The sequence below is a fragment of the Nonomuraea sp. NPDC050202 genome (assembly GCF_040656115.1).
Classification (GTDB): Bacteria; Actinomycetota; Actinomycetes; order Streptosporangiales; family Streptosporangiaceae; genus Nonomuraea.
In genome coordinates, this window is the sequence record NZ_JBFALF010000083.1 from 1 (window position 1) to 15,503 (window position 15,503).

Below are 15,503 nucleotides of genomic sequence, written 5' to 3' on the forward strand. Positions count from 1 at the left end.
GCGGCCCACTGCTCGACGGTCCTGCTGTAGGCGCGGGCGCTGTCGGCGTCGCCGCGCGCGGCGGCGATCCAGCCCAGGCTGCAGCGCAGGTCGTGAGCCAGGAGTTCCAGGTCGTGGCGGACGCACAGATCCAGCCCGGCGTTGGCGGCGCTCTCGGCGGCCTCCCACTGCCCGGCCAGGAAGTGATCGTGCGCGGCCAGCCAGTAGCCGCTGGCCGCGTGCGTCACCCCGCCCTGCCCGGCCTCGCCCTCGGTCAACGCACGGATGCGGTCGCGGTAGTCGGGCAGCAGGTCCATCCAGGTCGCCGCCCGGCACAACGCGGCCACCCGGCCGGGCGGAGCATCGCCGGGCAGCTCGTCCAGCGCGGCGCGTACCCGTGCCACCGTGCCGACGCCCACGAACACGTCGTGCAACAGGCGTACGTGCTCATCGTCGCAACCGGCGACCACGTCGGTGACCTCCGCCCATTCCTCGGGGTCCTGGGCGTAGGAGGCGGCCATCACCCGCACCAGCGGACCGGCTCCGGGCGTGGCGCGCAGCAGGCGGCGGGCGGCGTCCAGGTCGCCGTCGCGCAGCAGGAGAATCTGCGCCCGCACCGCCAGCGCCCTGCCCGGGTCGTCCAAGTGGCGCCGTGCCTCGTCCACCAGCCTCTGGGCCAGATCGAGCTGCCCGGACTCGCCCGCCAGCTCGGCCGCCAGCTCCAGCCGGGCGGCGCGCGCCGCCGGGTCCGGGGTCAGCTCGGCCGCGCGCTGCAGCGCCTTGACCGCCAGCCCGGTACCGCCCCGCAGGCTCACCGCGCGGGCGGCCTTCTCGATCTCGGCGGCCACCTGCTCGTCCGGTTCGACCGTGGCCGCCGCCAGATGCCACATCCGCAGCTCGGGATCGGCGCGGTGCTGCTCGGCCAGCGCCGCGTGCGCCTGCCGCGTCTCCTCGGGACTGGCCGTGTTGATGATCGCCGATCTGACCAGCGGGTGACGAAAGCGCATCCCGGACGGGGTCGAGTCGCGGGTGACCAGGCTCAGCCGCTCCACTTCCAGCAGGTCGTGCGGTGACAGTTCGGCGCGGTGCTCCAGCCGGTCGCCGTCCAGCGCGGTCACCAGCAGCGTCGTTCGGATCTGCGGCGGCAGCTCCAGCACCCGGCAGGCGAACGCGGTCTCCAGCCGGGTACGCAACGGCGCGTCGGTGGGCAGCAGCTCCACCCCGACCGAGGTCTGCGCCAGCTCGGTCAGCGCGAGCGGATTACCCGCGGCTTCGCTGAGCACCCGAAGGCGCACCGACTCGGGCAGTCCCGGGTGGAGCAGATCCAGCAGTTCCCCGGCTGCCTCCTCTTCAAGCGGTCCGACCTCCAGCATGTTGATCCCGGGCGTGACGCGTTCGCTGGCCGTCATGGGCCGCCGTGCGAAGGTCGCCCGCAGGTCGTAGGGCTTGAGCCGCATCAAGATGAACATCATCACCTCCCGCGTGGGATGGTCCACCCAGTGGGCGTCCTCCACCGCGATCAGCACTGGCCCGTCCTGCGCCACGGCGGCCAGCACGGCCAGGGAGGCCACCGAGATCGCCAGCCGGTCGGGCGCCGGACCGCCCTGCAGACCCAGCACCCGGCGCAGCACGTTCCGGTGGAAGGGCTCCACCCGGTCCAGGCTTTTAGCTTCGACGGAGCCACCGGCTGCTTCGGAGCGGAGGCGCTGTAAAGAATCTTCCGAGCTTCCTTGAGCCGAGCAGCCCAGCTGGGCCATGCCGGACATGGACCATCCCAAGGCGGAGTGGACCAACCGTGACTGGAGAAGGGAGCCGGACAGTCCGCACACATGTCCTCGGACGCAAGCGGCGGGACGGCGAGGAGCTTCTCCAGTTTTTGACGCGCCAAGCCCAACTTTATCTGGAGCTTGGAGCGTTCATCTCGGCTTGTGGCTGTCTTCAGAGCGGCGTCTATCTCGGGGAGTTTGGCCCGCAATTCCTTGACCTCGGACTGCCGATGGAGACGGTAGTAGAACAATGTGATTTCGCGCCGATCCTTGGGCAGCCGGCCATGCGCGTCGACGACGTCCTCGGGGTCGCCGACGAGGTTGGTGAGCCGTTCGATCTCTAATCTCAGCTGTGCGATGGTGCGGTCGTGTTCGGCCACCTGTTCAGCGCGTCTGCGCGGGTCCATTGGCGGAAAGCGTGTGCCATCGCGCAGTCCGGCAACTTCATGCAGTTCGAACTCCATCCGAGACTGATGTTCGAGCAGAGACAGCCTCGCATGCTCGCGCTCTGGTCATATCGCAAGCGATCACGATCACAACGCTCACGGTCGGCGGCCTGCCGCGCCTTGAACTCGCGATCCTGACGAGCCATCATCGCGTCGATCTGCTTCTTGGTCATAGGGCGGTGGCCTGGTTCGGCGCGTGTCCATTCCCCCATGATCTGCTGGGCTCTCTCCAGGTCCTTGGCCCGGTCGTTCAGGACCCAGGGGTTCCAGTCAGCGTCGTCATGAAGTTCTATGCACAGCGCCCGCGCGGCAAGGAACTCCTCCACGGACGACGTTGCGCCCTCTTTGGGCTTCCAGAGCAGGCCGTCATGCTCGATGACGCCATCTGGTTGGTTGAGCTTGTCCTCGGGGGCCATGCGGTCGTCCTCCTCCCCTTGTCAGTCTTTCATCCGCACCAGCAGAAGATCGTGGCTGGTGAATGCCTTCAAGGTTTCGCGCCAGCGGCTCGTGCAGACCGACGTGGCCCTGATCGTCTTTCCGTTGCCCCACCCGACCACCGGCAGCAATTTTCGAAGGAGTTCCTCAGCCCGTCGCCGCATGGAGAGATGCCATCGAACAATGTCAATCACAAACTAGCAGCGCCATCGCACTGTTGCCCGGCCATTGTTCATGTATAGCCAGGCACCGCAGAACATTCAGGAGGCCATCGCCACCTGGTGCCAGTGCCTAGCCGGACGGCTGATCGGCGACCAGAGCGTCATTACGTGGTGTCGAGCTGTGTGTGGCGACCCCCATCTTGGATTCGCTCGCTCCTGAACGATCATCGTAGGTCCGTTGAGGAGCGCATCAAACCCTTCCCGGACCACAAACCACCAGGGACGTTAGCTCGCCAATCGCATGTAAAGTAAGGACGTTCAAGGGATACCATCCGTCCCATGGTTGCTCGCTGGATGCTCGTCGGCACCTGATGCGGCATAGCACTGGGCGGCATTCTTGGACATTTCAGAAGCAGACAATCCGTGACACCGCAATACAACGAGACACGATTTGATCTTTAATCCGTAGGTTCCGGGTTCGAGCCCCGGGCGCCACACCACTCCGACCTGGGGTTATTGGTCTGTGAAAGATCCTGGTTCTTGATCTGGTCATGCTCGGGTCACGTCTGGGGCAACCGGATTCTTCGGACTTTTCTGGCGGTCGTGCGCGCCGTCGTCAGCACCAACCGGGCCGTTGCCTCCGCCGCCTTGTGCTACAGCTCCGGCAGCACGGACGTGTAGGTGTCCGCGGTCAGCACGATGCTGGCGTGCCCGAGTTGCCCCTGAACGGTACGCAGATCCACTTGCGCAGCCAGCGCGGTCGAGGCGGCTCCATGACGGAGGTCGTGGAGCCGCACCGGTGGGAGTCTGCTGGCCAGCACAAGCTGCCTGAACCTTTGCGTCAAGTAGTCCGGTGCTATGGGACGGCCGTCATCCCGGACGAACACATACCCGTCGGCGTTCCACTCCGAGCCGCAACGCTGTTGTTGTTCGGCCTGACGTCGTTCATGTTCGAGCAGTAGCCGAACCGTCTCACCGTCCAGGGCTACGGTGCGCTGGCTGGCCGCGCTCTTGGGCGGCACGACCCGAATCTGACCGCCGTGCTGGGTCAACTGCTGGGCCACGGTCAACTCGGCGGCCTCCAGATTGGCCTCCGCCCAGCGCAGTCCGGACAGTTCCCCGCGACGCAGCCCGCGCAACGCCGCCAACCACCACAGTGCGAACAAGGCATCACCGTGAACGAACGCGAGGAACGCTCTCAGTTGCTGCGTGGTTCACACGGCCACTGCTGGCCGTTGTCCATCGGCCTGCCAGGCCGCTACCCGACGTTGTGACCACACCACGGCATGCGGACGTCGTGGTCGCGGCAACCGCACGTGGCGGGCAGGGTTGCTGGTCAGCAGCCCTTCATGGACCGCCGCGTTCAGGGTCGCCCGCAGGGTCGCGTGATTTCGTTGCAACGTCGACGGCGACAACGGCCGCCCATACCGGTTACGGCGCCGGTGTCAATCCCCTGAAAGCGTGGAGACGGTTCTATGCCACAGCGGTCCCCAGCAGGGCCGATGAGGCGTGTCTCTTCTCGATCATCAGACGTTCGAATGTGATGGGCGGCAGGCCGTCGTTGGCGCTGTGCCGCCGGGTGGTGTTGTAGAAGTCGGCGATCCAGGTGGCGATCTTCAGGCGGGCCTCGGCCCGAGTGCGGAACCGGTGGCGGTGCACGTACTCGACCTTGAGGGTGCTGTTGAACGCCTCGGCCGCGGCGTTGTCGAGCGCGCAGCCCACCCGCCCCATGGACTGGACCACGCCCAGGCGCCGGCACAGCTCCTGGTAGCGAGCAGCCGTGTATTCCGACCCGCGATCCGAATGAAAGATCACTCCGTCCACGTCGCCGCCGCGGGTGGCCACCGCCATCTGCAGTGAGGCGCAGGTCAGCGCGGCGTCGTGGTGCTCGGACATGGCGTAGCCGAGCAGTCGGCGGGAGAACAGGTCCTCGACCGTGGCCAGATACAGCTTGCCCTCGCCGGTGTCGATCTGCGTCACATCGCCGCACCACAGCACGTCCGGTGCGACTGAGTTGAACGTGCGGCGGACCAGGTCCGGGGCGGCCGGCCGCTTGCCTTGGCGGGTCAGCGAGCGCGGTTTGCGCCGCTTGCGGGCGACCAGGCCGAGCTCGGCCATTCTGGCGGCGACCGTGTTCTCCGAGATCCGCCAGCACGCCGCATGCAGATCACGGGTGATGCGCGGCGAGCCGTAGGTGCCGCCGGAGGCCTCGAACGCGCGGGTGATCTCCGCATCCAGGTCGGCCCGCCGGCGCTGCCGGGCGGTCGGCGCATCGTCGCCGATGCGGTTCTTCCACTTGTAGTACCAGGACTGCGAGACGCCCAGCGCCCGGCAGGAGGTGACGTGGTCGATGTCGTGCTCGGTCTTCTGGGAGCTGATGAAGGCCACCACGCTTATCGGCCCATCGCCTCTTTGACCCACAAGACCACGGAACGCTTGAGCACGTCACGCTCGTCTTCCAGTTCGGCGCGTTCTTTCTCCCAGGCCGCCTTCTCCTGGGCGTGCTGCTTGACCAGCGCGGCCTTCTCCCGCCGCAGCCGGGCCAGCTCCTCCTGCTCCGACTCCTCCAGCGTTCCGCTCCCGTTGCCGTTGTACTGCTCGTCCAGCCGGTCCATCTGCACCCAGTTGTGCAGCGTGTACGGGCTGATTCCCAGATCCCGCGCCACCTGCGCGATGGGTTTGCCGGTCTCCTTCACGATACGCACCGCGCCCGCCCGGAACTCCGGATCAAAGCGCCGCCGCGTGACTGCTGCCACGACCAAACCTCTCCCGGCTCGGTCTCCACGCTACGAGGGGAAGGCCACGACCTCACCGGTGAGTTCGAGGTCGAGCACGACCCGGCCGCAGCCGGGCAAGGCACTGGCCAGATCTGGACCGGCGCCTCCCCGGTGGTCACCTCCGGCGGCCAAGCCACCGTGAGCGTTCCCGCAGGAAAACTGACCGACGGCTGGAAGATCCGCTGGCGAGCTCGTGCTGTCAACACCGGCGCTACTACAACCTCAGCATGGTCAGACTGGCTGGCCGCTACGGTGGATGTGTCCGACCCCGGCGGCCAACCGACAGTGACCGCCCTGCAAATCGACCCATCCCAGCCGGTCAACGGCCAAACCGTGACTACGACTCTCACACCGGCGCTGGTGGCACAGGTCACCGACCCAGCTGGCCAGCCGCTGCGTGTGGAGTACGAGGTCGAGCACGACCCGGCCGCGACCGAGCAAGGGACCGGCCAGATCTGGACCGGCGCGCTGGACAACGTCGCTTCCGGGGCCCCGGCCAGGATCACAGTGGCAGAAGGAAGGCTCCAGGACGGCTGGAAGGCGCGCTGGCGCACCCGCGCGCTCAACACCGCCGCCAGCACCAGCTCGGCGTGGTCAGACTGGCAAGAATTCCAGGTGACCGTGATCCAACCGGCCGATGACGCGCTTGCTCATACGGCCGCAGCTCTGATCCCAACCGATGGGAACTTCACCGTCACCGCATGGTTGCGCTGGGACGACAAGGACGGCGCCTACACCGTCGTCAAGCAGAAGGGACTGCACCAGGCTCCCTTCCACCTCGGCAACACCCCGGAGGACGGCCTGGTATTCACTTTCACCAGCGCCGACTCACCAGAAGCCACGACCGAAGGCGTACGCTCGCAGGTCGAGCCGCCCGTTAACGAGTGGTTCCACCTCGCGGGCGTCTACGAGGCCGCGTCGAAGAAGGCAACGCTGTACCTCAATGGCGCTGTGATCAAGTCGGAGACAATCAGCTTCCCCGCCTGGCGCGCCACCGGCTTCACCACCCTCGGCACCCGAATGAGCGGCGCCTTGGATGACGTCTGGATCTACGACAAGGCTCTCACCACAGATGAAGCTGTTGTCGCAGCTGGTGGAACTCCACAACCCGCCGCCTCTCCTACCGCCAAGACCGACCGCGCAACCACTGCAGCCCCCGTCGTCACCCCCGTCTACCACCGCATCGATCCCGCGGATTGCATGTCCCGGAACGACTCCTTCTACCGCCCGGCAACCGTCCGGGTACCGCCAAAGAACGAGCGAGGATGGACGCCGGGTCCCCACGACTGGTGCGTCAGCCAGAAGCCGAAGTTCACCGTGGAGGTCAAGACGAAGCTCGGCTGGAAGGTGACCGATCAGGCGGAGTTCGTCCTGATGACCATCGGACGCACCTCCAACGATTCCCGTACGACTGAAATCGACGTCATTACCCTGGCCATGAATGACGCCGTCAAGGGCGCCATGCTTAGGGATAAGGTGTTCACACTGGGCCTCATGGTGCAGGGGTCACCGGCCGCTTGACCTGCACGGATGAAATTATCGGCAGACGCAGTGTCCTTGAGGTGAAGGGCTACACTGTCGCCAGCTGGCTGGAGCCCGCCTCCGCGATCCGCTGGTCGAGGCGTTGCCAGCGACGGCTCCGCCACTTACCCGATCGCCAACCCCTGACACCAGCCAGAAGAGACGACGAGCTGCTCTTGTATCGGATGTGGTCGCTGATCGAACGCTACCGCAATTCGAGAATGCCAATTACCGCTTTTTTGTATCATTATCATCGCATTTTGCCATGATGGCGTTACACTTATTTATGGCTATTTTAGGGTGATTAATATCATGTTGCATTGCGATCTTGACTAACGGTAAAGCTTGTTCGCTATTTCCCATACAGATCGAGGGTGTTAGTGAACAAGTTAGTCAGCACGGCGAGAGCCGGTCGGCCATCCCGCCGACGAATCGCAATCGCGACGATGCTCACGGTGGCAGCATCGCTGCTGGTGGCAGGAACCACCGTGGCGTCAGCCGATCCTGAACCGGCTCCGACCGCCACACCTGCGCCTCCGTCGATGACGACCTTCCCCAAGCCGGAGGACCCCGACGCACCGCTGCGAGCGGCGGTAGATCAAGCGCGCCGGTCCGGGCAGCCGGTGCTGGCGGAGGCCGCCTTCACCGAGTCCTCCCGCGTATGGGCCTTCCCCGATGGCCATCTGACCACGCAAGCCTATGGCGGGCCGGTGCAGCTCAAGCAAGCCGATGGCAGCTGGGCCTGGGTCGATACCAGCCTGGTGGAGATCGACGGGGTGCTCAAGCCGAAGCTGACCAAGGCTCACGTGAGCTTCTCCCTGGGTGGCGATGGTCCCTTCGCCTCACTACAACGGGACGAGAAGCAGCGGATGGCCCTGTCCTGGGACGCGCCGCTGCCGCGCCCGGAAATCACCGGCAACACCGCCCGCTACGTCGACGCCGCCGGTCCCGGCGCCGATCTTGTCGTCACGGCCCTGCCCACCGGGTTCCAGCATGATGTGGTGCTGCGCGAGCGGCCGAGCAAGCCGGTGGAGTACCGCCTGCCGGTGCAGGCCGACGGGTTGACGCTCTCGATGGCCAAGGGCGGCGGACTGGCGCTGAAGGACACCAAGGGCAAGACCGCTTTGTCGGCGCCGGCGCCCCGGATGTGGGACGCCGCCGCGGCCAACGCCACAGACAACCAGCCGGGCCGTGAGGCCAAGGTCAAGACCAGCGTGGAGACTAGGGATGGGCAGACCATCCTGGTGCTCAAGCCGGATTCGGCGTGGCTGGCAGACCCGGCCACCCAGTACCCCGTGACTGTGGATCCCACCACCACCTTGGGCATCACTCAAGAAGTGGGCATCATGTCGCCCAGCTCCCAGATCGCCCCCGGCATGGTGGGACGGGAGAACTACAACACCTGCACGGGAACCTGGCCGAACCAGGTGTGCACGCCTAATCCGCGTTCGAGGCGGGCGTTGATGGCCTTCGACACCACGCCGATCTCCGGGCGCCAGGTGGTCAGGGCCACCATGCAGCTGACGCTCCGCGAGGCCGCCAGCGCCTGCCAGGCCAGCTGGCAGTCGATATTCGCCAACCGCATCACCAGCGCATGGGTGCCCGACCAGACCTTCTGGAGCAGGCAACCCGCCACCACCGCAGAGGGACGCACCTCTATCAGCGCTTGCGATTTGCCTCGCGCCAACGGCGCGGTGTGGAGCTGGGATCTGACCGCGATGACCCAGGCATGGGCAGGCGGCGCAGCCAACCACGGCCTGATGCTCCAGCTGACCGAAGAATCCGCACTCCCCCTGAACGCCCCCTCCGAATCCTTCTACTTCTGGGCTCAGATGTGGGGCCAGAACGTGCCCAAGCTGAGCGTGGACTGGGTGCTGCCGCCGGAGATCCCGACCGTGTCTGCCGAGTCGATCGACTCGCTGACCGGCAACGACGCCATCGCGCGTTCCACCGCGGTCAAGGTCACGTACAAGTCCCGGGTGCCGGAAGCCACCCCGCTGGACTACACGGTCAGCGTCAACGATTCCACAATGGCTCCACCGCCCGCGCAGCTCCCCACCGGTGAAGCGGCCTACTGGAAACTGGATGAGACCTCCGGTGCCACTGCGGCGGACGCCTCCGGCCGCAATCTGCCCATCACACTGTCGGGCGACTACAGCCGGGTGCCCGGGCAGGTCGGCCACGCCCTCAAGCTCAATGGAGCGTCCGGTTCAACCTCTGGTCCCGTTCTCAACACTGATCAGAGCTACACGGTGACGGCCTGGGTCCGCCTCGATGACAGCACTAAAAACCAGGTGGTCTTCTCCCAGAAGGGCGTCAACCAGCCTGCCTTCACCCTGGCGTTCAGCGCCTCCGGCTACTCGGGGATGGATCAGCGGTGGGCCTTTGACCTGGTCACCCAGGACGACCCTACTACCATCCGCGAACTGTGGGCGGCGTCCAAGAACGTTGCGAGGGTCGGCCTGTGGACTCACCTGGCCATCCAATACGACCAGTCCGCCCATAAGATCCGCCTGTTCGTCGACGGCGAGCTGTCCGACGAACGCGACCACACCGTGAACTGGAATGCCCGCGGCCCCTTCCAATTCGGCCAAGGCCAGATCGCCGGCATCCACACGCCATTCACCGGCGCCCTCGACGACGTCCACGTCTACCAACGCGTCCTGTCGACCGCGGACCTACGCACGATGGTCACCGCGCCGGGTACCACCACCAACAACAACGTGCCCGCCGGCCAGACCCCGGAGAGAACCTTCTCCCTGGACAACCCGGCCAGCTCAAATTCGTGGTCAAGGCGTGCCGCACCGGCGTGACACCGCCATCCTGCAACGAAAGCCCGGCCTACCGCATCACCTCCGACGCGGCGATGCTGCCCACCGACACCGAGACTGGCATGGCCGACCCGACCCAGCCGATTCTGTCCGGCATGGTGAACCGTCCCTCCGGCGGCCCGGTAATCGCCAAGTACTACCTCTACGACAATGGCGGAACACCGGTGGGCACGGCACCGCTCGGAGTCCGCAGCGTCCACGGTGGCGAACGCGCCTCCTTGCAGGTTCCTGCCGACACCGTGCGACCTGGTACCACGTACAAATGGCAGATGGCGGCCTGCGCGGTGGGCCAGGGCGGCACCACCACGCCCACGCCGACACCCACCCCGACGCCCACCCCGACGCCCACCCCGACTCCGCTCCCTCAGGGCCTCGTCGCCGCCTACGGCATGAACGAGGGCGCCGGATCGAGTGTGGGCGATACTTCCGGCCAAGGTCACGTCGGCACCACTCAGAACACCATCTGGACAACCGGCAAGTACGGTCAGGCACTGTCCTTTAACGGCTCCTCCAGCAAGGTCACCATCAACCACGCCGCCGACCTGGTGCTGCCCAGCGGACACACGATGTCAGCCTGGGTCAAACCCAGCAGCCTCAACGGTTACCGCACCATCGCCTTCAAGGACCACACCACCGGCGTGAGCTACGGACTGTACGCATCCAACGGCACCGTCCCAAGCAGTTGGATGCGTACCGGGGGAACCCACGAGAAAGTCAACGGCACCAGCGCCTTGCCGCTGGACACCTGGACCCACGTCGCAATCACCCACGACGGGTCCACCGGACGCCTCTACATCAACGGCGCCCAAGCCGGCTCCGCTCCCATCGGCACCCTGGAAGACAGCGGCGGCGCACTACAGATCGGCGCCAACACCTACTGGGCCGAATACTTCAGCGGCGTCATCGACGAACTGCGCCTCTACAAGCGCGCGCAGACCGCCGCCGAGATCCAAGCCGACATGAATACCCCGGTCGCCGCCCCGGAGCCGGTGGCAACGCAGACACCGACGCCGACCGCTACGAGCACCACGCCACCGGCCAGCGGCGAAGGGATCGAGGAGATCTGCACGTCCAAGACCGCCCCTGTCTCCTTCACCACCCCGGGCACACCCCCGCCGCCCCCAGTGGAGGATGTCCGACACCTGACCCTGGGCAAGGACAGTTTCGTCATCAAGACAGCCAAGACCGACCCGACCGCCTGCAACGGCTCACCATGCACGGTGACGGACTCCACCACCCTGCGGATGGGCGGCGCCGGCGCCGCTCGCATGGCAGCTGTCGTTGGGTTCAAGTTAGACGAGCTTCCGGGCGGTGCAGGAGTGGCCGAGGGCATCCTCAAGCTCGGTACGCCCACCTGTGACGGAGGCGCCTGCCCGCCGGACACTGTGATCACGGCCGCGCCGCTGAAGAGTCCCGTCTCGTCGGAGACGAAGGGGCCGGACCTGGCGGGCGACGTCGATCCCGACGTGGAACCGTACACGCTACCGATCAGTGCACCGCAGGCCGACGTCGCCGGCAACGAGGATCGCTGGCTGCTCCTCACCTCCAACAAGGATGTTGTTCTCAGCTTCGGGGAAGTCTCAGCGGCGGAACAGCCCTCGATTGCACTCACCTACCTTTCTGCGGGACCTCCGAGCAAAGTCCTCAACCTAGCCGCGCAAGCGGGGGACGGGAGTGCGACCGCGAGTTGGGGCATTCCTGAGAGCAATGGAAGCGTCGCCCTTCTGACCGGCTATGACGTCGAGGTAGCCGACAGCAGCGAGACGGTCGTCAAATCTCTGGAAATCAAGGATCCGTACGCGGCCATAACAGGACTGACGAACGGCCAGTCCTACACGATCAGAGTGCGGTCCAAGACGCCGTTTGGGACCAGCGCATGGGAGAGTACAGCGGTCACTCCTAAGGCCGTCACCCCTCCACCCGCGGAGAACGAGGCCTGCATCCCCTTCCTGGACACGCCACCAGCGAGCGCCAAGGCGAACGCTGAGTCCGGCGCTCAGGAGTACGTCGATCGTGTCAAACGCTACTACGAAGTGCAGGACGCGGTGCTGGAAGGGCGCGCGGAGACGGTGTGGCAAGTGTCCGGGGTGACGCCCAGGGCGCCGAGCACGGCCAAGCTGTCCCTGCTCAACACGGCGCTGGTCGAGCAGCGGACGGCTCTGGAGAGTTTCGGTCAGAGCCGGACGAACTCGACGGTGACGCTGGACAACAGTGTGGTCCAGGCCATGCCTGATGGCACCGTGCGGGTACTGACGACGGTGAAGAGGGCGTGGACCGAGCCCGACCCGTCGACCGGTGCGAGCGGCCTGAGCACGATGAACAGCCAGGTCGAACCGAGCGACCCGACGATCGACGTGCACGTGTTCGACCGATGTGGAAACATGACGATCATCCAGGTGCCACTTGAGGTGGAGGAGGACTCGACGGACTTCGGGGACTTCGATGTGGCCTACCTCTGGGACAGCAGCGGGCCCCCAACGGCCTCCGCGCGGGACGGTGACGGCCTGTCGCCGGCCGCCGCGGTGGCCGACATCCCGCCGCCTCCCGCCAGCGACAAGCACTGGCAGTACGGCTTCAACTCAATACCGCTGAAGAAGAACTGGATTCTCGGTATCGCGATGGCTTCCCATTGGGAGCCGTTCTCGAACTGCTCGCCCAGTTCGTGCTCGAACAACGTGGTCCAGTGGAAGCTCGACCCGGTCAGAAACGCCATGAAGTTCTACCCGGGGAGTCGTAGCTGGGGCACCGGCCCGAATGCGCCGAAGGCGAGCTGGACCAACGCGCTCGCCAAGTACATTCTGAAGAACTCCTCGGCCTCAATCACCTCAACGTCCTGCTTCAAGGTGGCGAAGAAGACCACCACATCCACGATTGGGTTCAGGGTAGGCTTCGAGGGGGCACAGGGAACAGGCGACGTCAACGGCAGCTTCCAGGTATCGACGTCGATGGATGACGTCTGCCAAAGCGTGACCGCCAAATGGAAGCGCGGCTACGCGAACAAGCCCGTCACCTTCGACCCTTACCTCGGGCGGGGTGAGTGCGCGGATGTCACGGGCAACTGCTTGATCGTGGGCTATCGATCTGAGCTGACCGGTCATCTCACCTTCTCGTACTACACCGACAAGGATGGCAAAAAGAAGACCTATCAAGAAGAGCGGGTCGGCATTTCCTGCAATTGGGCGGTGCCTAACGGCACGCAGGCTGGCTCACTGACGAAGAACTGCGTCAGAAGCCTCTGACGCACGCGATCCAGGACGGGGTGCGGGCGCACCCCGTCCTGGGCCCATCATGGAAGGCGTGATGCCAGAAGTGCGCGGAATAGCGATGACGGCCGGGTTGTGTGCGGTGCTGCTAACGGCGTGTGGCACTGCAGACTCTATTCCGCGGTACACGGACATTGACCACTTTGGATATGTCATGGCCAACGCCTTCCGCGCGTCTCACCCTGAATACGTCGTGGACTCCGGTGACTATGCCTTCGAGCGGCGGTCGGGCGAGATGGCCATCGATCTGCACGTCTCGCCGAACGAGGAAGCCAGCGGCGCTGTGGCCGCGTTCAGTATCCGCCAGGACCGGGACTCGGGAGGTTTCTCCTATACGGTCGGCGGCGACCGCAAACCGGTGCCGCTTGGAGAGGCCGTCCGGCGCCTCGACACCCCCGAATCCCACGCGTTGTCCGCCGCGCTGCGCCGGGTCGGGCAAGGCAGCGGGCCGGCGAAAGAGGACGTCGACGCCGTGTTACGGCGGGTGAGCCGTGCCAAGGAGGTTACCGCGGTCGTGGAATTGACACGGCCTTTGACGATGGACGAAATCCGCAGCCGTAAACACCTGCCCGTAAACAACGGGGTCTTCTCTCCCCCACTGGGCGGGACGCTGGCATACTGGGACAGCCAGGTCGGTACGTTCTGCCAGGTCTGTGGGGGCGACGGCGATGCGGTCACGCAAGACTTTCGTCATTGGGTGGACTCCCTACTGCCGTCCGACGAACCCGCGCTTCAGCACTTCGGGCTGGGCCTCGCCCGGCTGAAAGACGCCGCACGGGCCGGAAGGATTCATGCCTACCTTCAGCAGGCGGAGAATCCAGCGCTTCTTCGCAAGCTCCTCAAGCAGGACTATGTCAAGACCATGTATATCGTGCGCGTCGCCGACCACTGCGCCAACGGCGAGTCAGATGAGTGCTCCTGGCCCGACGACGAGCAACTATACGACTGACGGGCAGGGCGCTCGTACGGCGGTGTCCCGCTCGAAAATACGGTTCCGTGCTCTGAACTGGGGATTGCTTCATGATCAAGGCAGCGGCTGCGACCATCGCCAGGTGTTGCTGTCGCTTGTCTACCAGTTGGTGAAGGGCTTGTTCGGCCTGCTGACGTGCTGGCCTCCACTCCGATCTGTCCAAAGATGTTGAGGTACTGGTGCTCCGTCACGAGAACCAGGTCCTCCGCCGTCAGCTCGGCAGCCGGCCTCGGTGGGGTGGCGCCGACCGGCTCTGGCTTGCGGCGTTGTCGCACCTGATCCACCACCGCCGGTGGCGGAGGTGTTCCCGGTCACCCCGGCGACGATCCTGCGTTGGCATCGCAGTCTCGTAGCGCGTAGTGGACCTTCACGGACAGGCGGCGTCCGGGGCGGCCCTGCACCCGCCGACCGGTCAAGGCGCTGATTGTGCGGATGACGCGGGAGAACCCAACCTGGGGACACCGGAGAATCCAAGGCTAGCTGGCCCGGCTGGGCTACCACATCGCGGTCTCCACGGTGTGGGAGATCCTGCACGCCGCCGGTATCGATCCGGCACCCGCCGAGCCGGGCCGACCGGCGGCAGTTCCTGACCGCTCAGGCTCACGCGATCCTCGCCTGTGACTTCCTCGTGATCGAGACGATCACGCTCAAACGGCTCTACGTGCTGATCTTTGTCGAGCCCGGCGCCAGACGCCTGCACCTGGCCGGAGTAACCGCACACCCGACCGGAGCATGGACGGCCCAGCAAGCCCGTAACCTGGCGATGGACCTGGGCGACCGCATCACCCGGCTACGGTTCCTGATCCACGATCGGGATCCGCTCTTCACCTCGGCATTCAGGGAGGTCTTCACAGCTGAAGGGTTGCGGATCATCACCACGCTGCCGCGGACGCCGAGGAGGAACGCCATCTGCGAGCGCGTCATCGGCACGCTGCGCCGTGAACTTCTGGACCGGATTCTGATCCTCAACGAACGCCATCTGGCCCGCGTGCTCCAGAAGTATCTGATCCACTACAACCGGCACCGGCCGCACCAGTCCCGGCAGCAACGTCCCCCGGCTATCGCAGCTCAGCCCGCTCACGACGTGACCGACCTCAGCGGCCAGCGGATCGTCCGCCGACAAGCCGTCGTTGCCGGCATGATCAACGAATACCACCACGCCGCTTAACCGCAACTCAGGACCCGTAACTCAATATTCGAGCGGCACACCATAAAATCGCAGTGAATATTGATTTTGTAACGGGCAAGCGCCTTTCCGTGAACCCATTTCAGGCTCACGCGGCTTGAGCGACGCGATGGTTCTGAAGGACGGCGATGGCCTTGCAGAGATGGCCGGCCTTTGACGGGCTGCAGC

At 65.5% G+C, this 15,503-nt stretch carries 10 protein-coding genes and 1 pseudogene; 6 read left to right on the top strand and 5 right to left on the bottom strand.

Annotation, left to right across the window (positions count from 1 at the left end; genetic code table 11):
• Positions 1-1,631, bottom strand: a pseudogene (locus tag AB0I79_RS62205) (hypothetical protein); the annotation flags it as partial.
• A gap of 143 nt (positions 1,632-1,774) precedes the next feature.
• Between AB0I79_RS62205 and AB0I79_RS62210 the strand changes: the two are divergent.
• Positions 1,775-2,089 (top strand): hypothetical protein, encoded by a 315-nt coding sequence (locus tag AB0I79_RS62210; RefSeq protein ID WP_357895803.1) that lies wholly within the window; start codon positions 1,775-1,777, stop codon positions 2,087-2,089.
• Positions 2,090-2,091: 2 nt separating this feature from the next.
• Here AB0I79_RS62210 and AB0I79_RS62215 read toward each other — a convergent pair whose 3' ends face one another.
• The 4 genes from AB0I79_RS62215 to AB0I79_RS62230 form a co-directional block, all read right to left on the bottom strand.
• Positions 2,092-2,607 carry a hypothetical protein gene (locus AB0I79_RS62215; protein WP_357895806.1) on the bottom strand — a complete coding sequence of 172 codons (516 nt, stop codon included), beginning with the start codon at positions 2,605-2,607 and terminating at the stop codon, positions 2,092-2,094.
• 833 nt (positions 2,608-3,440) lie between these two features.
• A complete protein-coding gene (locus tag AB0I79_RS62220; protein ID WP_357895808.1) occupies positions 3,441-3,953 on the bottom strand; it encodes a site-specific integrase in 513 nt (170 codons plus the stop codon).
• Between the two features lie 307 nt (positions 3,954-4,260).
• Positions 4,261-5,175 (bottom strand): IS3 family transposase, encoded by a 915-nt coding sequence (locus AB0I79_RS62225; protein WP_357895811.1) that lies wholly within the window; start codon positions 5,173-5,175, stop codon positions 4,261-4,263.
• A 5-nt stretch (positions 5,176-5,180) separates the two neighbouring features.
• A complete protein-coding gene (locus AB0I79_RS62230; protein WP_253739365.1) occupies positions 5,181-5,543 on the bottom strand; it encodes a transposase in 363 nt (120 codons plus the stop codon).
• Between the two features lie 159 nt (positions 5,544-5,702).
• Between AB0I79_RS62230 and AB0I79_RS62235 the strand changes: the two genes are divergently transcribed.
• The 5 genes from AB0I79_RS62235 (at position 5,703) to AB0I79_RS62255 (ending at position 15,317) form a co-directional block, all read left to right on the top strand.
• Positions 5,703-7,085, top strand: a complete 1,383-nt coding sequence (locus AB0I79_RS62235; protein ID WP_357895815.1) for a LamG domain-containing protein — start codon at positions 5,703-5,705, stop codon at positions 7,083-7,085.
• 455 nt (positions 7,086-7,540) lie between these two features.
• Entirely contained in the window at positions 7,541-9,898 is a 2,358-nt protein-coding gene (locus AB0I79_RS62240) for a LamG-like jellyroll fold domain-containing protein (protein WP_357895817.1), read from the top strand.
• Entirely contained in the window at positions 9,871-13,155 is a 3,285-nt protein-coding gene (locus AB0I79_RS62245) for a LamG-like jellyroll fold domain-containing protein (protein ID WP_357895820.1), read from the top strand. Before AB0I79_RS62240 ends, AB0I79_RS62245 begins: the two co-directional genes overlap by 28 nt.
• Before the next feature lie 178 nt (positions 13,156-13,333).
• Positions 13,334-14,128 carry a hypothetical protein gene (locus AB0I79_RS62250; RefSeq protein WP_357895823.1) on the top strand — a complete coding sequence of 265 codons (795 nt, stop codon included), beginning with the start codon at positions 13,334-13,336 and terminating at the stop codon, positions 14,126-14,128.
• 649 nt (positions 14,129-14,777) lie between these two features.
• A complete protein-coding gene (locus AB0I79_RS62255; RefSeq protein ID WP_357895827.1) occupies positions 14,778-15,317 on the top strand; it encodes an integrase core domain-containing protein in 540 nt (179 codons plus the stop codon).
• Positions 15,318-15,503 lie beyond the last annotated feature (186 nt).

Coding starts and splice junctions, on each gene's coding strand:
- AB0I79_RS62250 (WP_357895823.1), top strand. CDS start 13,334: ATGGCCAACGCCTTCCGCGCGTCTCACCCTGAATACGTCGTGGACTCC.
- AB0I79_RS62215 (WP_357895806.1), bottom strand. CDS start 2,607: ATGGCCCCCGAGGACAAGCTCAACCAACCAGATGGCGTCATCGAGCAT.